At 69.4% G+C, this 19193-nt stretch carries 16 protein-coding genes; 10 read left to right on the top strand and 6 right to left on the bottom strand.

What is annotated here, in order from left to right; translation table 11 throughout:
- Positions 1-5 precede the first annotated feature (5 nt).
- The 4 genes from ACIHIX_RS31010 to ACIHIX_RS30995 form a co-directional block, all read right to left on the bottom strand.
- The gene (locus ACIHIX_RS31010; protein WP_399961893.1) at positions 6-983 is read right to left on the bottom strand and encodes a cation diffusion facilitator family transporter; all 978 of its coding nucleotides are present in this window, start codon (positions 981-983) and stop codon (positions 6-8) included.
- A 5-nt stretch (positions 984-988) separates the two neighbouring features.
- Complete coding sequence (locus ACIHIX_RS31005) at positions 989-1861, bottom strand: acyl-CoA thioesterase (protein ID WP_399961891.1); 873 nt, start codon at positions 1859-1861, stop codon at positions 989-991.
- 58 nt (positions 1862-1919) lie between these two features.
- Positions 1920-3077 carry an acyl-CoA dehydrogenase family protein gene (locus ACIHIX_RS31000; RefSeq protein WP_194075874.1) on the bottom strand — a complete coding sequence of 386 codons (1158 nt, stop codon included), beginning with the start codon at positions 3075-3077 and terminating at the stop codon, positions 1920-1922.
- 110 nt (positions 3078-3187) lie between these two features.
- Positions 3188-3781: a TetR/AcrR family transcriptional regulator gene (locus ACIHIX_RS30995; RefSeq protein ID WP_399961889.1), complete on the bottom strand. Its 594-nt coding sequence runs from the start codon at positions 3779-3781 to the stop codon at positions 3188-3190.
- A gap of 95 nt (positions 3782-3876) precedes the next feature.
- Between ACIHIX_RS30995 and ACIHIX_RS30990 the strand changes: the two genes are divergently transcribed.
- From ACIHIX_RS30990 to ACIHIX_RS30975, 4 genes are read left to right on the top strand one after another with little or no spacing between them, the layout of a single operon-like run.
- Positions 3877-5493 carry a carboxyl transferase domain-containing protein gene (locus ACIHIX_RS30990; RefSeq protein ID WP_399961887.1) on the top strand — a complete coding sequence of 539 codons (1617 nt, stop codon included), beginning with the start codon at positions 3877-3879 and terminating at the stop codon, positions 5491-5493.
- Between the two features lie 6 nt (positions 5494-5499).
- Complete coding sequence (locus tag ACIHIX_RS30985) at positions 5500-7422, top strand: acetyl/propionyl/methylcrotonyl-CoA carboxylase subunit alpha (protein ID WP_399961885.1); 1923 nt, start codon at positions 5500-5502, stop codon at positions 7420-7422.
- Positions 7419-8351 (top strand): hydroxymethylglutaryl-CoA lyase, encoded by a 933-nt coding sequence (locus ACIHIX_RS30980; RefSeq protein ID WP_399961883.1) that lies wholly within the window; start codon positions 7419-7421, stop codon positions 8349-8351. Before ACIHIX_RS30985 ends, ACIHIX_RS30980 begins: the two co-directional genes overlap by 4 nt.
- 6 nt (positions 8352-8357) lie before the next feature.
- Positions 8358-9518 carry an acyl-CoA dehydrogenase family protein gene (locus tag ACIHIX_RS30975; RefSeq protein WP_399961881.1) on the top strand — a complete coding sequence of 387 codons (1161 nt, stop codon included), beginning with the start codon at positions 8358-8360 and terminating at the stop codon, positions 9516-9518.
- 55 nt (positions 9519-9573) lie between these two features.
- Here ACIHIX_RS30975 and ACIHIX_RS30970 read toward each other — a convergent pair whose 3' ends face one another.
- Complete coding sequence (locus tag ACIHIX_RS30970) at positions 9574-9822, bottom strand: hypothetical protein (RefSeq protein ID WP_399961879.1); 249 nt, start codon at positions 9820-9822, stop codon at positions 9574-9576.
- A gap of 337 nt (positions 9823-10159) precedes the next feature.
- Between ACIHIX_RS30970 and ACIHIX_RS30965 the strand changes: the two genes are divergently transcribed.
- From ACIHIX_RS30965 to ACIHIX_RS30940, 6 genes are all read left to right on the top strand, one after another.
- Positions 10160-11209 carry an ABC transporter substrate-binding protein gene (locus ACIHIX_RS30965; RefSeq protein WP_399961877.1) on the top strand — a complete coding sequence of 350 codons (1050 nt, stop codon included), beginning with the start codon at positions 10160-10162 and terminating at the stop codon, positions 11207-11209.
- A 119-nt stretch (positions 11210-11328) separates the two neighbouring features.
- Positions 11329-12183, top strand: a complete 855-nt coding sequence (locus tag ACIHIX_RS30960; protein ID WP_399961875.1) for a siderophore-interacting protein — start codon at positions 11329-11331, stop codon at positions 12181-12183.
- A 232-nt stretch (positions 12184-12415) separates the two neighbouring features.
- The gene (gene desA, locus ACIHIX_RS30955; protein WP_399961873.1) at positions 12416-13858 is read left to right on the top strand and encodes a lysine decarboxylase DesA; all 1443 of its coding nucleotides are present in this window, start codon (positions 12416-12418) and stop codon (positions 13856-13858) included.
- A complete protein-coding gene (locus ACIHIX_RS30950) occupies positions 13842-15119 on the top strand; it encodes a lysine N(6)-hydroxylase/L-ornithine N(5)-oxygenase family protein (RefSeq protein WP_399961871.1) in 1278 nt (425 codons plus the stop codon). The genes desA and ACIHIX_RS30950 overlap by 17 nt, the downstream gene beginning before the upstream one ends.
- A complete protein-coding gene (locus ACIHIX_RS30945; RefSeq protein ID WP_399961869.1) occupies positions 15116-15661 on the top strand; it encodes a GNAT family N-acetyltransferase in 546 nt (181 codons plus the stop codon). The genes ACIHIX_RS30950 and ACIHIX_RS30945 overlap by 4 nt, the downstream gene beginning before the upstream one ends.
- On the top strand, positions 15658-17430 hold the full coding sequence (locus tag ACIHIX_RS30940) for an IucA/IucC family protein (RefSeq protein ID WP_399961867.1): 1773 nt from the start codon (positions 15658-15660) through the stop codon (positions 17428-17430). Before ACIHIX_RS30945 ends, ACIHIX_RS30940 begins: the two co-directional genes overlap by 4 nt.
- A 138-nt stretch (positions 17431-17568) precedes the next feature.
- On the opposite strand, the gene ACIHIX_RS30935 is transcribed toward ACIHIX_RS30940, so the two are convergent.
- Positions 17569-19155 (bottom strand): beta-N-acetylhexosaminidase, encoded by a 1587-nt coding sequence (locus ACIHIX_RS30935; RefSeq protein ID WP_399961865.1) that lies wholly within the window; start codon positions 19153-19155, stop codon positions 17569-17571.
- Positions 19156-19193: the final 38 nt, after the last annotated feature.

Raw genomic sequence — 19193 nt, 5'->3', positions numbered from 1 at the left:
GTCCCTCAGGGCCAGGGGTTCAGCCCCTCCGTCCGCTGCTGCGCGTGCCCCGGCGTCGGGTCCAGGTAGACCCTCGTCACGCCGGGGAACTCCGCCCGCAGCCGGAGCTCGGCCTGTTCACAGGCCCACTCGATCTGGGCCGCCGTCGACACGTCCCGGAAGTCGACCTTGGCGGCGACCAGCGCCTCGCGCGGCCCCTGGACCAGGGTCGTCAGCTCCAGGACGGCCTCGATGTGCTCCACCGCCAGCAGCTCCGCCCTGATCCGCTCCCGCATGGACCGCGGCAGCGGACGGCCGATCAGCAGCTCGGCGTTGGACCGCCCGAGCACCCACGCCACGCACAGCAGCAACAGCCCGATGAGCAGCGAGGCGACCCCGTCCCACACGCCCGAACCGGTGAGCTGGCCGCCGAGCAGCCCGCCCGCGGCGAGCACGAGGCCGATCAGCGCGGCGGAGTCCTCCAGGACGACGGCCTTCACGGCGGTGTCCGGGGTGTGGCGCAGATAGCGCTTGAACGGCGTCCGGAAGCGGGCCGCCTCCCCGCGGGCCTGCTTCAGCCCCGTGCGCAGCGAGTAGCCCTCCAGAAGGAAGGCGACGCCGAGGACGATGTACGAGACGAGCGGGTCGCCGAGGTCCTCGCCCTCGACGAGGGTGTGGATGCCGTCGTACAGGGAGAAGACCGCGCCGCCGACGAAGGTGGCGACGGCGGCCAGCATGGCCCAGATGTAGCGCTCGGGGCCGTAGCCGAGGGGGTGTTCCTCGTCGGCGGGCTTCTCGCTGCGCTTCAGGGCGGTGAGCAGCAGCACCTCGGTGACGGTGTCGGCGACCGAGTGCGCGGCCTCGGAGAGCATCGCGCTGGAGCCGCTGATCACACCGGCGACCGCCTTGGCGAGGGCGATCCCGAGGTTGGCGACGGCGGCCACGATCACCGTGAAGGTGCTCTCGCCGCCGCCCGCTGCTGTCTCTGCTTCCGCTGCGGTCATGCCCCTCAGTGTTGCCGAGGTGCCCGGACCACGCCTTCCTGGATCACCGAGATGGCGAGCTGTCCGTCCTGGGTGTAGATGCGCGCCTGGCCGAGGCCTCGGCCGCCGTGCGCGGACGGGGACTCCTGGTCGTACAGGAGCCATTCGTCGGCGCGGAAGGGCCGGTGGAACCACATCGCGTGGTCGAGGGAGGCCCCGACGACGTCCCCGGTCGCCCAGCCGCCGCGCCCGTGCGCGAGCAGGATGGAGTCGAGGAGGGTCATGTCGGAGACGTAGGTGGCGAGGACGACGTGCAGCAGGGGGTCGTCGGCGAGCTTGCCGTTGGTGCGGAACCAGACCTGCGAGTGCGGCTCGCGCGGCTCGCCGAACCTCCCGTACGGCGGCTCGTCGACATGGCGCAGGTCGATCGCCTCGCGGGCCTCGATGAACCTCTCGACGACCTCGGGGGCGATGTGGTCGTATCCCCGCAGCCGCTCGGCGGAGGTGGGGAGCGTGGCGGGGTCGGGGGCGGCCGGCATCGGGGCCTGGTGGTCGAAGCCCTCCTCGTACGTCTGGAAGGACGCCGACAGCGCGAAGATCGGCTGGCCGTGCTGGACGGCGACGACGCGGCGGGCGGTGAAGGAGCGGCCGTCGTTCATGCGCTCGACCGTGTAGACGATCGGCGCGCCCGGGTCCCCGGGACGCAGGAAGTACGCGTGCAGGGAGTGGGCGAGGCGGTCCTCGGGGACCGTCCGCCCGGCGGCGACGAGCGCCTGGGCCGCGACCTGGCCGCCGAAGACGCGCGGGACGATGGCGGGCCGGGACTGGCCGCGGAAGATGTTCTCCTCGATCTGCTCCAGGTCGAGCAGATCGAGGAGACCCTGTAGTGCCTGACTCATGCAGTCATTTCTACTGGTCAGCAGTTGCAGGGGTCTTACAGACCCGTGTCCTGCGTTCTTACAGACCCATGTCCTTGGCGATGATCGTCTTCATGATCTCGTTCGTGCCGCCGTAGATCCGGTTGACGCGGTTGTCCGCGTACAGGCGGGCGATCGGGTACTCGTTCATGAAGCCGTAGCCGCCGTGCAGCTGGAGGCAGCGGTCGATCACGCGGTGCGCGACCTCGGTGCAGAACAGCTTCGCGGAGGCGGCCTCGGCCGGGGTCAGCTCGCCCGCGTCCAGCGCCTCGGTGGCACGGTCGGCGACCGCCTCGGCGGCGTCGACCTCGGCCTTGCAGGCGGCCAGCTCGAACTTGGTGTTCTGGAAGGTGGCGACCGGCTTGCCGAAGACCGTGCGGTCCGTGACGTACTGCTGGGCGAACCGGACGGCGGCCTTGGCCTGCGCGTAGGCGCCGAAGGCGATGCCCCAGCGCTCGGACGCCAGGTTGTGGCCGAGGTAGTAGAAGCCCTTGTTCTCCTCGCCGAGCAGGTCCTCGACGGGCACCTTGACGTCGACGAACGCGAGCTCGGCGGTGTCGGAGGTGCGCAGGCCCAGCTTGTCGAGCTTGCGGCCGATCGAGTAGCCCTCGGCCTTGGTGTCCACGGCGAAGAGGGAGATGCCGTGGCGGCGGTCCTCGGCGGTGGAGGCGGCGGTGCGGGCGGCCACGATCACACGGTCGGCGTGCACGCCACCGGTGATGAAGGTCTTGGCGCCGTTGAGGACGTAGTGCGTGCCGTCCTCGCTCAGCTTGGCGGTGGTCTTCATGCCCGCGAGGTCGGAACCGGTGCCCGGCTCGGTCATCGCCAGCGCCCACATCTCCTCGGCGGAGACGAACTTCGGCAGGTAGCGCTTCTTCTGCTCGTCGGTGGCGAGCATCTTGATGTAGGGCAGGGCGAGCAGCACGTGCACGCCGGAGCCGCCGAAGTGGACGCCCGCGCGGGCCGTCTCCTCGTACATCACGGCCTCGAACTTGTACGAGTCGATGCCGGCGCCGCCGAACTCCTCCGGCACGTTGATGCCGAAGAGGCCCAGCTCGGCGAGCTTGTAGTAGAACTCGCGCGGCGCCTGGCCGGCCGCGAACCACTCGTCGTAAACGGGGACGACCTCGGCCTCGATGAAGGCCCGGAGGGTCTCCCGGAACGCCTCGTGATCCTCGTTGAACACCGTACGGCGCACCGCCGCCACCTCCACCTGGCTCCAGGGTCACTTGCCTAAGCGCTTGCTCAGACCTTAAAGGTACCGGCCGGTAGGGAGGAGCGTCCAGGGGAACCCCTCCGTAACGCTCGTCACTCGCCCGCCGCCCCGAACGCCCCCCGGGCCATCCGGTGCAGCAGTACCGCCGTGACGCCGCGCCCCGGGAGCGCGCCCGGGCGTCCCAGATGCGGGGTCGAGTTCAGGAGGCCGAAGACCGAGTGGACGGCGGACCGCGCCGTGGGCTCCGTCAGCGCCGGGTACACCTCGCGGACGACCTCCACCCACAGCTCCACGTACTGCCGCTGGAGCTGGCGGACCAGCTTGCGGTCGCTGTCGCGCAGGCGGTCCAGCTCGCGGTCGTGGAGGGTGATGAGAGGGCGGTCGTCCAGGGCGAAGTCGATATGGCCCTCGATCAGGGAGTCGAGGACGTCCGCCGCCGAGGAGCCGTCCGCCTCGGCCAGCCGCCGCCGCGCACCCCGCAGCAGCTGCTCGCTGATCCCCACCAGCAGCTCCGCCAGCATCGCGTCCTTGCCCGCGAAGTGCCGGTAGAGGCCGGGGCCGCTGATGCCGACGGCGGCCCCTATCTCGTCCACGCCGACGCCGTGGAAGCCGCGCTCGGCGAAGAGGCGCGCGGCCTCCTTGAGGATCTGCTCGCGCCGGGTGGGGGCGTCGGTTCTGGTGGCCATGGAAGCAATTCTAGACAGGGAGGTTAGCGGTCGTTAACCTGAAGGAAATGGTTAACGCTCATTAACAGTCGACCACTGGGTGAGGGGACCGCAGGATGCACGAGGCACCGGAGCTGACGAGCGCGGCAGAACCCGCGTCGGAGGCCTGGCGGGCCAACGAGGAAGCGCACCTCGCACTCGTCGGGGAGCTGCGCGGCAAGCTGGCCGCCGCTCGGCTCGGCGGGGGTGAGAAGGCGCGTGCCCGGCACACCGCGCGCGGCAAGCTGCTGCCGCGCGACCGTGTGGACACCCTCCTCGACCCGGGCTCGCCCTTCCTTGAGCTGGCCCCGCTCGCCGCCGACGGGCTGTACGAAGGGCAGGCCCCGGCCGCCGGTGTGATCGCCGGGATCGGGCGGGTCAGCGGGCGCGAGTGCGTGATCGTCGCCAACGACGCGACCGTCAAGGGCGGCACGTACTACCCGATGACGGTGAAGAAGCATCTGCGCGCCCAGGAAGTCGCCCTGGAGAACCGGCTGCCCTGTCTGTATCTGGTGGACTCCGGCGGGGCCTTCCTGCCCATGCAGGACGAGGTCTTCCCCGACCGCGAGCACTTCGGGCGGATCTTCTACAACCAGGCCCGGATGTCGGGCGCCGGCATCCCCCAGATCGCCGCCGTCCTCGGCTCCTGCACGGCCGGCGGTGCCTATGTGCCCGCGATGAGCGACGAGGCCGTGATCGTCCGCAACCAGGGCACGATCTTCCTCGGCGGCCCGCCCCTGGTGAAGGCCGCCACCGGAGAGGTCGTCACCGCCGAGGAGCTGGGCGGCGGCGAGGTCCACTCCCGGGTCTCCGGCGTCACCGACCACCTCGCCGAGGACGACGCCCACGCCCTCAGGATCGTGCGGAACATCGTCGCCACGCTCCCCGCGCGCGGGACGCTCCCGTGGTCCGTGGAGCCGGCCGTGGAACCGAAGGTGGACCCGTACGGCCTTTACGGCGCCGTCCCGGTCGACTCCCGCACCCCCTATGACGTACGCGAGGTCATCGCGCGCGTGGTCGACGGCTCGCGCTTCGCGGAGTTCAAGTCCGAGTTCGGGCAGACCCTGGTCACCGGCTTCGCCCGGATCCACGGCCACCCGGTCGGCATCGTCGCCAACAACGGCATCCTGTTCTCCGAGTCCGCCCAGAAGGGCGCCCACTTCATCGAGCTGTGCGACCAGCGCGGCATCCCGCTGGTGTTCCTGCAGAACATCTCCGGGTTCATGGTGGGGCGTTCGTACGAGGCCGGTGGCATCGCCAAGCACGGCGCGAAGATGGTCACGGCCGTGGCCTGCACACGCGTGCCGAAACTGACGGTGGTGGTCGGCGGCTCGTACGGCGCCGGCAACTACTCCATGTGCGGCCGGGCCTACTCGCCCCGCTTCCTGTGGATGTGGCCCAACGCCAAGATCTCGGTGATGGGCGGCGAACAGGCCGCGTCGGTCCTCGCGACCGTCAAGCGGGACCAGCTGGAGTCCCGCGGCGAGAACTGGCCCGCGGAGGACGAGGATGCCTTCAAGGACCCGATCCGTGCGCAGTACGACCATCAGGGGAATGCCTACTACGCGACGGCCCGCCTGTGGGACGACGGGGTCATCGACCCCCTGGAGACCCGCCAGGTGCTGGGTCTCGCCCTGACCGCCTGCGCGAACGCCCCGCTGGGTGACCCCCAGTTCGGCGTCTTCCGGATGTGAGGACCCATGTTTGACACCGTTCTTGTGGCGAACCGCGGCGAGATCGCCGTCCGCGTCATCCGGACCCTGCGCGCGCTGGGCGTGCGCTCCGTCGCCGTCTTCTCCGACGCCGACGCGGACGCCCGGCACGTCCGGGAGGCCGACACGGCGGTACGACTGGGCCCGGCACCGGCCGCCGAGAGCTATCTGTCCATCGAGCGGCTGCTGGAGGCCGCCGTGGCGACGGGCGCCCAGGCCGTCCACCCCGGCTACGGCTTCCTCGCCGAGAACGCGGCCTTCGCGCGCGCGTGCGCCGACGCCGGGCTGGTCTTCATCGGCCCGCCCGCCGAGGCCATCTCCCTCATGGGCGACAAGATCCGCGCCAAGGAGACGGTGGACGCGGCGGGGGTGCCGGTGGTGCCCGGCGGCCGTGACCCCGAACTGGCGGCGGCTGCTCGCGACCTGGGCGCCCCGGTGCTGCTGAAGCCGAGCGCCGGCGGTGGCGGCAAGGGCATGCGGCTGGTGCGGGATCTGTCGGTGCTGGACGACGAGATCGCCGCCGCCCGCCGCGAGGCCCGCGCCTCCTTCGGTGACGACACGCTCCTGGTGGAGCGGTGGATCGACCGCCCCCGGCACATCGAGATCCAGGTCCTGGCCGACGGGCACGGCAACGTCGTGCATCTCGGCGAGCGCGAGTGCTCCCTCCAGCGCCGCCACCAGAAGATCATCGAGGAGGCCCCGTCGGTCCTCCTGGACGAGGCCACGCGTGCCGCCATGGGCGAGGCGGCGGTCCAGGCGGCGCGCTCCTGCGGCTACCGGGGCGCGGGCACGGTGGAGTTCATCGTCCCCGGCAACGACCCCGCCTCCTACTACTTCATGGAGATGAACACCCGTCTCCAGGTGGAACACCCGGTCACCGAACTCATCACCGGCCTGGACCTGGTGGAGTGGCAACTGCGGGCGGCGGCGGGCGAACGGCTGCCGTTCGGACAGGACGACGTACGGCTCACGGGCCACGCGATCGAGGCGCGCCTGTGCGCGGAGGACCCGGCCCGCGGCTTCCTCCCCTCCGGGGGCACGGTGCTGCGGTTGCGCGAACCCCAGGGCGACGGCGTCCGCACGGACTCCGGGCTCAGCGAGGGTGTGGAGGTCGGCAGCCTCTACGACCCGATGCTGTCCAAGGTGATCGCGTACGGCCCCGACCGTGCGACGGCGATCCGCAAGCTCCGCGCGGCCCTCGCGGACACGGTCACGCTGGGCGTGCAGACCAACGCGGGCTTCCTGCGCCGCCTCCTGGCCCATCCGGCGGTGGTGGCGGGCGAGTTGGACACGGGCCTGGTGGAGCGCGAGGTGGACGGCCTGGTCGCGACGGACGTACCGGAGGAGGTCTACGAGGCGGCGGCGGCCGTACGCCTGGAGGCCCTGAAGCCGGGCGGCACGGACGGCGACGGCTGGACGGACCCCTTCTCCGTGCCGAGCGGCTGGCGGCTGGGCGGCGCGCCCAAGCCGGTCGCCTTCCCTCTCCGCGTCCAGGACCCGGTGGAGTACACCCCGCGCGGCACCGCGACCGTCACGGACGACCGGGTGAGCGTGCTGCTGGACGGCGTCCGGCACACCTTCCACCGGGCCGCCGACTGGCTCGGTCGCGACGGCGACGCGTGGCACGTGCGGGACCACGACCCGGTGGCCGCGTCCCTGTCCGGGGCGGCCCACGCGGGCGCCGACTCGCTCACCGCGCCCATGCCGGGGACGGTGACGGTGGTGAAGGTCGCCGTGGGGGACGAAGTGGCGGCAGGCCAGAGCCTGTTGGTGGTGGAGGCGATGAAGATGGAGCACGTCATCTCCGCCCCGCACGCGGGCACGGTCGCCGAACTGGACGTCAAGCCGGGCACGACGGTCGCGATGGACCAGGTCCTGGCCGTCATCACCCCCGTGGAGGACGAGACATGACACTCCCCATGGTCGTACCGCAGGAAGGCCTGCCGTCGCGCGTCCGTATCCACGAGGTCGGCGCGCGCGACGGCCTTCAGAACGAGAAGGCGACCGTCCCGACCGACGTCAAGGCGGAGTTCGTCCACCGCCTCGCCGGCGCGGGCCTGACGACGATCGAGGCGACCAGCTTCGTCCACCCCAAGTGGGTGCCCCAACTGGCCGACGCGGAGGCGCTGTTCCCCCAGCTGTCCGACGTGAAGGCGGACCTGCCGGTCCTGGTCCCGAACGAACGCGGCCTGGAGCGCGCCCTGGCGCTGGGCGCGACCCGGATCGCCGTCTTCGCCAGCGCCAGCGAGTCGTTCGCGAAGGCCAACCTCAACCGGACGATGGACGAGGCGCTGGCCATGTTCGAGCCGACGGTGGCGCGCGGCAAGGAGGCGGGCGTCCATGTCCGCGGCTACCTCTCCATGTGCTTCGGCGACCCCTGGGAGGGCGCGGTACCGGTCCCGCAGGTCGTCCGGGTCTGCCGGGCGCTGCTCGACATGGGCTGCGACGAACTGAGCCTGGGCGACACGATCGGCGTGGCGACCCCGGGCCATGTGCGGGCGCTGCTGAGGGCGTTGAACGAGGAGGGAATCCCCACGTCCGCGCTGGGCGTGCACTTCCACGACACGTACGGCCAGGCGCTCGCCAACACCTACGCCGCCCTGGTGCACGGCGTCACCACGGTCGACGCCTCCGCCGGCGGTCTGGGCGGCTGCCCGTACGCCAGGTCCGCCACCGGCAACCTCGCCACCGAAGACCTCGTGTGGATGCTGCAAGGCCTCGGCATCGACACCGGGGTCGACCTCGACCGTCTTGTCGCCACCAGCGCCTGGATGGCCGACCACCTGGGCCGACCCAGCCCGTCCCGCACCGTTCGAGCCCTGTCCCACAAGGAGCAGTGACCCGCGATGGACCACCGACTCTCCCCCGAACTCGAAGAACTCCGCCGCACCGTCGAGGAGTTCGCACACGACGTAGTGGCGCCGAAGATCGCCGACTACTACGAACACCACGAGTTCCCGTACGACATCGTCCGCGAGATGGGCCGCATGGGCCTGTTCGGGCTGCCGTTCCCCGAGGAGTACGGCGGTATGGGCGGCGACTACATGGCGCTGGGCGTGGCCCTGGAGGAGTTGGCGCGCGTCGACTCGTCCGTGGCGATCACGCTGGAGGCGGGGGTGTCGCTGGGCGCGATGCCGCTGCATCTGTACGGCACGGAGGCCCAGAAGCAGGAGTGGCTGCCTCGGTTGTGTTCGGGCGAGATCCTGGGCGCGTTCGGCCTGACGGAGCCGGACGGCGGCAGCGACGCGGGAGCGACGCGTACGACGGCCCGTCTGGACCCCGAGACGAACGAATGGGTGATCAACGGCACGAAGTGCTTCATCACCAACTCCGGTACGGACATCACGGGTCTGGTGACGGTGACGGCGGTGACGGGCCGTAAGCCCGACGGCAAGCCGCTGATCTCCTCGATCATCGTCCCCTCGGGCACACCGGGCTTCACGGTGGCGGCGCCCTACTCGAAGGTGGGCTGGAACGCCTCGGACACCCGGGAGTTGTCGTTCGTCGACGTCCGCGTCCCGGCGGCGAACCTGCTCGGCGAGGAGGGCCGCGGCTACGCCCAGTTCCTTCGCATCCTGGACGAGGGCCGCATCGCCATCGCGGCACTCGCGACCGGCCTGGCGCAAGGCTGCGTGGACGAGTCGGTCAAGTACGCCAAGGAACGCCACGCCTTCGGCAAGCCGATCGGCGCCAACCAGGCCATCCAGTTCAAGATCGCCGACATGGAGATGAAGGCCCACACGGCACGCCTCGCCTGGCGCGACGCGGCCTCACGCCTGGTCTCGGGCGAGCCCTTCAAGAAGGAAGCGGCCCTCGCCAAGCTCTACTCCTCGACGATCGCGGTGGACAACGCCCGCGACGCCACCCAGGTGCACGGCGGCTACGGCTTCATGAACGAGTACCCGGTGGCCCGCATGTGGCGCGACTCCAAGATCCTGGAGATCGGGGAGGGCACGAGCGAGGTACAGCGGATGCTGATCGCTCGGGAGTTGGGGTTGGTGGGCTGAGTTCCGGGCCGGTTCGCCGCAGAAGTCCCCGGAGCCCCTAGCCGGGCCCGGGGGCTCAGAGCCAGGTGGGCCGGAAATCGGGCCCGTCAGGGGTGTCCACCCTTTCCCAGGCGAACGCTTCCAGCGTGATGTCCTCCCGGGCCCCGAACTCCCTGACCAGGGTTGCCATGCTGCCGTCCGGCAAACGGTCGGCGACCTTGGCGAAGAGAAACCCCGGATCGACACCGATCACCGTCGCCACCACGTGATGGAGGCTCATGCCGACCATCACATCGCGGCCATCCCTCGGCTCCGGTTTGCTCACCGCGCACGCGAGCAGCGCACTTTCCAGTCACTGAGGGAGGCCACGAACCTCGCGTCGACATTCCCCTGGACGCGGTCCAGGATCCTCATGGCCAGCCAGTCCTGGTCGCCCGGGATCCTACTGAGGTTCGGCCGCATTTCCCCCACCCTTACGTCGCCCACCAATGGGCGCAAATTTTAAGGGAGTTGAGGCAAGGCAACCAGTCGTTGGCTCGACACAGGCCGCGCACAGCTTCGAAACCAAGGCCCCCACCCCCTGGACAAGATCTGAGGTTAGGCTAACCTACCTTCGAACTTGTCCGGCGGGCGTTTCGCCCCGTTCGAAAGCAGCCACACACATGTCCAACGCCAGAGCCACCCACCTCACCCGTCGCGGCATCCTCGCCGCGGGCGGCGCCCTCGGCCTCGGTGCCGTGCTCGCGGCCTGCGGTGACGACGACGCGAAAAGCGGTGGCTCTGGCGAGGAGACCGCCGCCGCCGAGAAGTCCGGTCCCTGGACGTTCAAGGACGACCGCGGCACCGAGGTCAAGCTCGACAAGATCCCCGCGAACATCGTCGCCTTCACCGGCGTCGCCGCCGCGCTCCACGACTACGGCATCTCCGTGAAGGGCGTCTTCGGCCCGACCAAGACCGCCGACGGCAAGGCCGACGTCCAGGCCGGCGACATGGACATCTCCAAGGTCGAGATCCTCGGCAACGTCTGGGACCAGTTCAACGTCGAGAAGTACGCCGCCCTCGCCCCGGACGTCCTCATCACCACGATGTTCGACGACGCCGGCACCCTCTGGTACGTCCCGGCCGCCTCCAAGGACAAGATCGCCAAGCTCGCCCCGAGCGTCGGCATCTCCGTCTACGACCGCCAGATCACCGAGCCGCTCCAGCGCATGTGGGAGCTGGCCGAGTCCCTCGGCGCCGACATGACGGCCGCCACCGTCACCGACGCCAAGAAGAAGTTCGAGGCCGCCGCGACCCGGCTGCGCGCCGCCGCGAAGGCGAAGCCGAACATCAAGGTGATGGCCGGTTCCGCCAGCCAGGACATCTTCTACGTCTCCGGCACCAACCTCTCCATCGACCTGGAGTACTTCAAGGCCCTCGGCGTGAACTTCGTCGAGCCCTCCGAGAAGTCCAAGGCCGAGGGTGGCGGCTGGTACGAGTCGCTGAGCTGGGAGAACGTCGACAAGTACAAGGCCGACATCATCATGATGGACGACCGGTCGTCGACGATTCAGCCGGCCGACATCACCGAGGCGACCTGGAAGAAGCTGCCCGCCGTGAAGGCCGGGCAGGTCATCTCGCGGTCGCCGGAGCCGATCCTGTCGTACGACAAGTGCACGCCGCTGCTCGAGACCCTCGCCGAGGCTCTTGAGAACGCGAAGAAGGTCAGCTAGGCGCTCCGCTGGAAGAGCCGAGTTGACGCCGTGGGGAACTGCCGGTCCGTTGCGGCTGGTCGCGCAGTTCCCCGCGCCCCTTGGGACGTCACCCTGCCCCCTGATTCAGGAGCACCGAAATGACCACCGCCGTCGCCGCCCCGTTCCGCTTCTTCGCCCTGCACGTCGTGAGAACGCGGCAACTCGGGCCGTCTCTCGTCCGGGTCACCTTCGGCGGTGACGAGCTGCGGGAGTTCTGCTCCAACGGGTGCGATCAGTCGCTGTCGCTCTTCATCCCCGCCGAGGGGCAGACGGAGCCCTGTGTTCCGATCGAGCTCGGTGACGGCTGGTGGCAGGCGTGGCGCGAACTCCCCGATGAGGTACGGGCCGTGATGCGGTCGTACACGCTTCGCTCGCTGCGCCGCGACCCCGACGAGATCGACATCGACTTCGTGCTGCACGGCGTCGAGCCCGGTGCCGACACACAGGCCGGGCCCGCTTCCCGCTGGGCCTCGCGGGCCACCGCCGGGGACCGTGTGCTCCTCCTCGGTCCCGCCGTCGCCGACAACCGTGCCATCCGGTTCCGGCCGGCCGACGGCAGCGACCTCACCCTCGTCTGGGGCGACGAGACCGCCGTACCGGCCGTCTCCTCGATCCTGGAGTCCCTGCCGGCCGGCACCCGTGCCCGGGTGTGGCTGGAGGTGCAGCACGCCGGCGACATCCAGGACCTGGTGACCGAGGCCGACGCCGAGATCACCTGGTTCGTCCGGGACCACGAGGGTGCCGAGGGGTCCCCCATGGCCCTCGGCGCCATCCGTGACGCCCGACTGCCGGACGCCGAGCGGCCGTACGTCTGGATCGCGGGCGAGTCGAGCTGTGTGAAGCAGCTGCGCCGGCACTTCGTCGGCGAGCGCGGCATCGACCGCCGCAGCGTCACCTTCGTCGGCTACTGGCGGCAGGGAATGACCGAGGAACAGCTCCGCGCCGCCGAGTAGTCCACAGCGGAACGACAGCCGCCGTACACCCAACTCCCGGGCGTGCGGCGGTGACTGCTGTGCCCGCAGGGGCAACTGCGGTGCACGTGACCGTAGTCACGCACGAGGCCACGTTTTATTCTCGTTACTTAGGTTAGGCTAACCTAAGTAAGCGAGATCAGAGCAAAGCCAAGATCGCGTCCCCACCCCCGTCCGACCCGCACGGACTGCTCCCCACCGGAGGACCCCCACCATGCGCTCGCACCTGCTCAATGACACGACCGCGGAGCAGTACCGCCGCTCCGTGACCGAAGGTATCGAGCGGGTGGCAGCCAAACTCGCCGCCACCGACCGTCCGTTCACCGGTGTCACCGTCGACGCCCTCGCCCCGACCATCGACGCGATCGACCTCGACAAGCCGCTGCTCGACACCGGCGCGGTGCTCGACGAGCTGGAGGACGTCTACCTCCGCGACGCGGTCTACTTCCACCACCCCCGCTATCTCGCCCACCTCAACTGCCCGGTCGTCATCCCGGCCGTCGTCGGCGAGGCGATCCTGTCCGCGGTCAACTCCTCCCTGGACACCTGGGACCAGTCGGCCGGCGGCACCCTCATCGAGCGCAAGCTCATCGACTGGACGACGGCCCGAATCGGCCTCGGCCCGGCCGCCGACGGGGTGTTCACCTCCGGCGGCACCCAGTCCAACCTCCAGGCGCTGCTCCTCGCCCGTGAGGAGGCGAAGACGGACAGCACCGCCAAACTGCGTATCTTCGCCTCCGAGGTCAGCCACTTCAGCGTCAAGAAGTCCGCCAAACTCCTCGGCCTCTCCGCCGACTCCGTGGTCACCATCCCCGTCGACCACGACAAGCGGATGCAGACCGTCGCGCTCGCCCATGAGCTGGAGCGCTGCAAGGCCGCCGGTCTCGTCCCCATGGCCGTCGTCGCCACCGCCGGCACCACCGACTTCGGCTCCATCGACCCGCTGCCCGAGATCGCCGAGCTCTGCGCCCAGTACGGAACCTGGATGCATGTGGACGCCGCCTACGGCTGCGGACTGCTCGCGTCGGTGAAGTACCGCGGCCGCATCGACGGCATCGAGCGCGCCGACTCGGTCACCGTCGACTACCACAAGTCCTTCTTCCAGCCCGTGAGTTCGTCCGCCGTACTGGTCCGCGACGCGGCCACGCTCCGCCACGCGACCTACCACGCCGAGTACCTCAACCCGAAGCGCATGGTGCAGGAGCGCATCCCCAACCAGGTGGACAAGTCCCTCCAGACCACCCGCCGGTTCGACGCCCTCAAGCTGTGGGTGACACTGCGGACGATGGGCGCCGACGGCATCGGACAGCTCTTCGACGAGGTCTGCGACCTGGCCGTCGAGGGCTGGAAGATCCTCGCCGCCGACCCGCGCTACGACGTCGTCGTCGAGCCGACGCTCTCCACCCTCGTCTTCCGCTACATCCCGGCCGCCGTGACCGATCCCGCCGAGATCGACCGCGCCAACCTCTACGCCCGCAAGGCCCTGTTCGCCTCCGGCGACGCGGTGGTCGCGGGCACCAAGGTCCAGGGCCGCCACTACCTGAAGTTCACCCTGCTCAACCCCGAGACGACGACCGAAGACATCGCCGCCGTCCTCGACCTGATCGCCGGCCACGCCGAGCAGTACCTGGGAGAGTCCCTTGACCGCGCGTCCTGAAACCCCGACCAAAACCTACGATTTCGTAGGGATCGGGCTCGGCCCGTTCAACCTCGGCCTCGCCTGCCTCACCGAGCCCATCGACGAACTCGACGGTGTCTTCCTGGAGTCGAAGCCCGACTTCGAGTGGCACGCGGGCATGTTCCTCGACGGCGCCCACCTCCAGACGCCGTTCATGTCGGACCTGGTCACACTGGCCGACCCGACCTCGCCGTACTCCTTCCTGAACTACCTGAAGGAGAAGGGCCGGCTGTACTCGTTCTACATCCGGGAGAACTTCTACCCGCTGCGCGTCGAGTACGACGACTACTGCCGCTGGGCCGCGAACAAGCTGAGCAGCGTCCGCTTCGGCACGACGGTCGCGGACATCCGGTACGTGGCTGACGTGTACGTCGTGACGACCACGTCCGGCGACGTCTACCGCGCCCGCCACCTCGTCCTCGGCACCGGCACCTCCCCCCACTACCCGGAGGCCGTGCGCGGTCTCGGCGGGGACTTCTTCCACAACTCCCGCTATGTGCAGAACAAGGCGGAGCTGCAGAAGAAGGACTCGATCACGATCGTCGGCTCCGGGCAGTCCGCCGCCGAGATCTACTACGACCTCCTCGCCGAGATCGACGTGTACGGCTACCGGCTGAACTGGGTGACCCGCTCGCCCCGCTTCTTCCCCCTCGAATACACCAAGCTCACGCTGGAGATGACCTCCCCGGAGTACATCGACTACTACCGCGAGCTGCCCGAGGCCACCCGCTACCGGCTCACCGCCCAGCAGAAGGGCCTGTTCAAGGGCATCGACGGCGATCTCGTCAACGAGATCTTCGACCTGCTCTACCAGAAGAACCTCGCCGGGCCCGTCCCCACCCGGTTGCTCACCAACTCGGCGCTGAACGCGGCGACCTACGAGAACGGCACCTACACCCTCTCCTTCCGCCAGGAGGAGCAGGAGAAGGACTACGACCTCCAGACGCAGGGCCTGGTCCTCGCCACCGGATACAAGTACGCCGAGCCCGAGTTCCTGACCCCCGTCAAGGACCGGCTGCGCTACGACTCGCAGGGCAACTTCGACGTCGCCCGCAACTACTCGATCGACACCACCGGCCGCGGCGTCTTCCTCCAGAACGCCGGCGTGCACACCCACAGCATCACCTCACCCGACCTGGGCATGGGTGCGTACCGCAACAGCTACATCATCCGTGAGCTGCTCGGCACCGAGTACTACCCGGTCGAGAAGACGATCGCGTTCCAGGAGTTCTCCGTATGACCACCCCCCACACCTTCACCTTCCGCCCCCTCGACCCGCTCAAGGACGCCGAGCTGCTGCACGGCTGGGTCACCCATCCCAAGGCCGCGTTCTGGATGATGCAGGACGCCAAACTGGAGGACGTCGAGCGGGCGTACATGGACATAGCCGCCGACGAGCACCACCACGCGCTGCTGGGTCTCGACGAGTACGGCGTCCCCGTCTTCCTGATGGAGAAGTACGACCCCGCCCACCGTGAACTGGTGGGACTGTACGAGCCGTTGCCGGGTGACGTCGGCATGCACTTCCTCACCCCGGCGACCGACACGCCCGTCCACGGCTTCACCCGGTCCGTCATCACCGCCGTCATGGCCCACCTCTTCGAGGACCCGGCCGTCGAGCGGGTCGTCGTCGAGCCGGACGTCTCCAACAAGGCCGTCCACGCCCTCAACGAGGCCGTCGGATTCGTGCCCGAGCGGGAGATCGAGAAGCCGGAGAAGAGGGCGCTGCTCAGCTTCTGCACGCGAGAGCAGTTCCGCACCGCGACGGGGGTGCCCGCATGAGCCTCGCCGACTCCGTCGCCCACCTCTCCCCCGAGCGCTGGGAGAAGGCCAACCGCCTCCTCATCCGCAAGGGTCTCGCCGAGTTCGCGCACGAGCGGCTCATCACGCCGGAGGCCACCGCCGACGGCCGCTTCGAGGTCCGCAGCGACGACGGTCTGACCCGCTACGGGTTCACCGCCACCCGCCGCGCCCTCGACCACTGGCAGGTCGACGCCGACTCCCTCTCCCGTCGGCGAGACGGCGTCGACCTCCCCCTCGCCGCGCTGGACTTCTTCATCGAGCTGAAGACGGCGCTGGGCCTGAGCGACGAGATCCTGCCGGTCTACCTGGAGGAGATCTCCTCCACCCTCTCCGGCACCTGCTTCAAGCTCACCAAGCCGCAGATCCCGGTCGCGGAGCTGGTCGGCAGTGGCTTCCAGGCCATCGAGACCGGCATGACCGAGGGCCACCCCTGCTTCGTCGCCAACAACGGCCGGCTCGGCTTCGGCATCCACGAGTACCTGTCGTACGCCCCCGAGACGGCGAACCCGGTCCGCCTGGTCTGGCTGGCCGCACACCGCGACCGGGCCGCGTTCACGGCGGGTGTCGGCATCGAGTACGAGACCTTCGTGCGCGACGAGTTGGGCGCGGAGACGGTCGAGCGCTTCCACGACACCCTGCGCGCCCAGCAACTCGACCCGGCCGACTACCTCCTCATCCCGGTCCACCCCTGGCAGTGGTGGAACAAGCTCTCCGTCACCTTCGCCGCCGAGGTCGCCCGCCGCCACCTCGTCTGCCTCGGCGAGGGCGACGACGAGTACCTGGCCCAGCAGTCCATCCGGACCTTCTTCAACCGGTCGAACCCCCAAAAGCACTATGTGAAGACGGCCCTGTCCGTCATCAACATGGGCTTCATGCGCGGCCTTTCGGCGGCGTACATGGAGGCCACCCCGGCGATCAACGACTGGCTCGCGCAACTCATCGACAACGACCCGGTGCTGAAGTCGACCGGCCTGTCGATCATCCGCGAGCGCGCGGCCGTCGGCTACCGTCACCTGGAGTACGAGGCGGCGACGGACCGCTACTCGCCGTACCGCAAGATGCTGGCGGCGCTGTGGCGCGAGAGCCCGGTCGACTCCCTCCAGGACGGCGAGTCGTTGGCGACGATGGCCTCCCTGGTCCACGTCGACCATGAGGGCAGGTCCTTCGCCGGGGCCCTGATCGAGCAGTCGGGCCTGACCCCGGTGGAGTGGCTGCGCCGCTATCTGACGGCGTACTTCACCCCGCTCCTGCACAGCTTCTACGCCTACGACCTGGTCTACATGCCGCACGGCGAGAACGTGATCCTGGTCCTGAAGGACGGCGCGGTGACCCGCGCGATCTACAAGGACATCGCCGAGGAGATCGCCGTCATGGACGTCGACGCGGTGCTCCCGCCGACGGTGGAACGCCTGCGCGTGGACGTCCCGGAGGACAAGAAGCTCCTCTCCATCTTCACGGACGTCTTCGACTGCTTCTTCCGCTTCCTCGCCGCGAACCTCGCCGCTGAGGGAGTCCTGGAAGAGGACGACTTCTGGCGGACGGTCGCGGACATCACCCGCGAGTACCAGGCGTCGGTCCCCGAACTCGCCGAGAAGTTCGAGCGGTACGACATGTTCGCCCCGGAGTTCGCCCTCTCCTGCCTCAACCGCCTCCAACTGCGCAACAACCAGCAGATGGTGGACCTGGCGGACCCGGCGGGCGCGCTCCAGCTGGTGGGCAACTTGAGGAACCCGATAGCGGGGTTCTGATCCCAGGGACAGGCGGGCGCCTACGAGGTACGGTCCCTCGTAGGCGCCCGTCAGCTTTGACTCCCTAGGGGCGCGGGGCTGTGTCAATTTGCGGCTCCGCCGCGGGGCGCGACCAGCCCCCACAGACCCGCAGCCGAACTACGACCAAGGCACCTGAGGCGACCGGTAGTAGTTGATCCCCAACGCCTCCCACCGCTCAGCCTGCGCAGCAAGCCGCACCTTGTACCGCTCCCAGTCGTGCGACACAGCCGCCGACCACCCCAGCTCGGCCACCCCCGCCAACCTCGGAAACGCCATGTACTCGAGGTCCGCGGACGTCACGATCGTCTCCGTCCACAACGGCGCCTCAACCCCCCGCACAGCGGACCCCGGCACCCCCTCCAGATAGTCCCCCGGATCCCAGTCGTACGACCGCCGCACCTCCACCAGCCCGGCCCAGTCCTGACCCAACGGCGTGTCCGCGGTGTACTTCATGTCGAGGTACACCCGGTCGGCGGGCGACAGGACAATCCCCGTCCCGTTCTGCGCGGCCTTCGCCACCTGCGCCTTCTCCTCCGCACCGGTGTCGTCGAGCCCCCAGTACTGGGCGACGGCCCCCTTCGCCGGCGTCGCCCCGGTGAGCTGATGCCACCCCACCACGGTCTTTCCGTACTTGGCGACGATCGGCTGCACCCGGTCCATGAACTTCACATAGTCCTCGTGACTCGTGGAGTGCGCCTCGTCCCCGCCGATGTGGAGATACCGCCCCGGCGTGAGCGCGGCCAGCTCCCGGACCACGTCGTCCACGAAGTCGTACGTGCGGTCCTCGCCGACGCACAGCGAGCTGAACCCGACCTCGGTGCCGGTGTAGAGCGGCGGCGCCACACCGTCACAGTTCAGCTCGGCATACGAGGCGAGCGCGGCGTTGGTGTGCCCCGGCATGTCGATCTCGGGAACGACCTCCAGATAGCGCGCGGACGCGTACCGGACGATCTCCTTGTAGTCGGCCTTGGTGTAGAAGCCGCCGGGACCGCCCCCGACCTGCGTGGAACCGCCGTACGTGGTGAGGCGCGGCCAGGAGTCGACGGCGATGCGCCAGCCCTGGTCGTCGCTGAGATGCAGATGCAGCTTGTTGACCTTGTAGAGCGCCAACTGATCGATGTACCTCTTCACCTGGTCCACGGTGAAGAAGTGCCGGGACACGTCCAGCATGGCGCCGCGCCAGCCGTACCGCGGGCTGTCGGTGACGGTTCCGCCCGCGACCAGCCAGGGGCCGGACTGCACGGTGTCCTTCTCGACCTTCGCCGGCAGCAGCTGCCGCAGGGTCTGCACACCGTGGAAGAGACCGGCGGGCTGCGCGGCGGTGATCGTGACCCCCTTGGCCCCGCTGTCGAGCCGATAGCCCTCCGCGCCGAACGGGCCTTTGGTGAGCCGCAGTTGAATGTCCCCGCCGCGCCCCGCGCGTACCGGCAGCCGATAGCCGGTGGACGGTCGCAGCACCCCCGCGAGGTACTCGCCGACCCGGCGCACCTCCCGCGAGTCGTCCACGCCGATACGGGTCTTCGTCGTGATGCGGTACGGCGATCCGCCCGGCGTCACCTTCGTGGGTGCCGGAATCACCTGGTCGAGCGGTGCGGCCCCGGCGGGCGTCGGCGCCGCGCCCACGGTGAGCGAGCCCACCGCCACCAGCAGCAACGCACCCAGAACTCGGGTCGTACGGGGAGTCGTTCCGCGCTTCCGTCTCACCTGCGCCCCTTTCATGGTCCACCCAGGATTGGTGCAGA

The sequence above is a fragment of the Streptomyces sp. NPDC051913 genome (assembly GCF_044593635.1).
GTDB lineage: Bacteria > Actinomycetota > Actinomycetes > Streptomycetales > Streptomycetaceae > Streptomyces.
This window is presented reverse-complemented; position numbering and strand designations above follow the sequence as displayed.

What these genes read in the sequence shown, in the direction of transcription:
- ACIHIX_RS31010 (WP_399961893.1), bottom strand. Translation starts at nt 983, where the DNA reads ATGACCGCAGCGGAAGCAGAGACAGCAGCGGGCGGCGGCGAGAGCACC.
- ACIHIX_RS30945 (WP_399961869.1), top strand. Translation starts at nt 15,116, where the DNA reads ATGACCACCCCCCACACCTTCACCTTCCGCCCCCTCGACCCGCTCAAG.
- ACIHIX_RS30960 (WP_399961875.1), top strand. Translation starts at nt 11,329, where the DNA reads ATGACCACCGCCGTCGCCGCCCCGTTCCGCTTCTTCGCCCTGCACGTC.
- ACIHIX_RS30965 (WP_399961877.1), top strand. Translation starts at nt 10,160, where the DNA reads ATGTCCAACGCCAGAGCCACCCACCTCACCCGTCGCGGCATCCTCGCC.
- ACIHIX_RS30985 (WP_399961885.1), top strand. Translation starts at nt 5,500, where the DNA reads ATGTTTGACACCGTTCTTGTGGCGAACCGCGGCGAGATCGCCGTCCGC.
- ACIHIX_RS30975 (WP_399961881.1), top strand. Translation starts at nt 8,358, where the DNA reads ATGGACCACCGACTCTCCCCCGAACTCGAAGAACTCCGCCGCACCGTC.
- ACIHIX_RS31005 (WP_399961891.1), bottom strand. Translation starts at nt 1,861, where the DNA reads ATGAGTCAGGCACTACAGGGTCTCCTCGATCTGCTCGACCTGGAGCAG.
- desA (WP_399961873.1), top strand. Translation starts at nt 12,416, where the DNA reads ATGCGCTCGCACCTGCTCAATGACACGACCGCGGAGCAGTACCGCCGC.
- ACIHIX_RS30980 (WP_399961883.1), top strand. Translation starts at nt 7,419, where the DNA reads ATGACACTCCCCATGGTCGTACCGCAGGAAGGCCTGCCGTCGCGCGTC.
- ACIHIX_RS30990 (WP_399961887.1), top strand. Translation starts at nt 3,877, where the DNA reads ATGCACGAGGCACCGGAGCTGACGAGCGCGGCAGAACCCGCGTCGGAG.
- ACIHIX_RS30995 (WP_399961889.1), bottom strand. Translation starts at nt 3,781, where the DNA reads ATGGCCACCAGAACCGACGCCCCCACCCGGCGCGAGCAGATCCTCAAG.
- ACIHIX_RS30940 (WP_399961867.1), top strand. Translation starts at nt 15,658, where the DNA reads ATGAGCCTCGCCGACTCCGTCGCCCACCTCTCCCCCGAGCGCTGGGAG.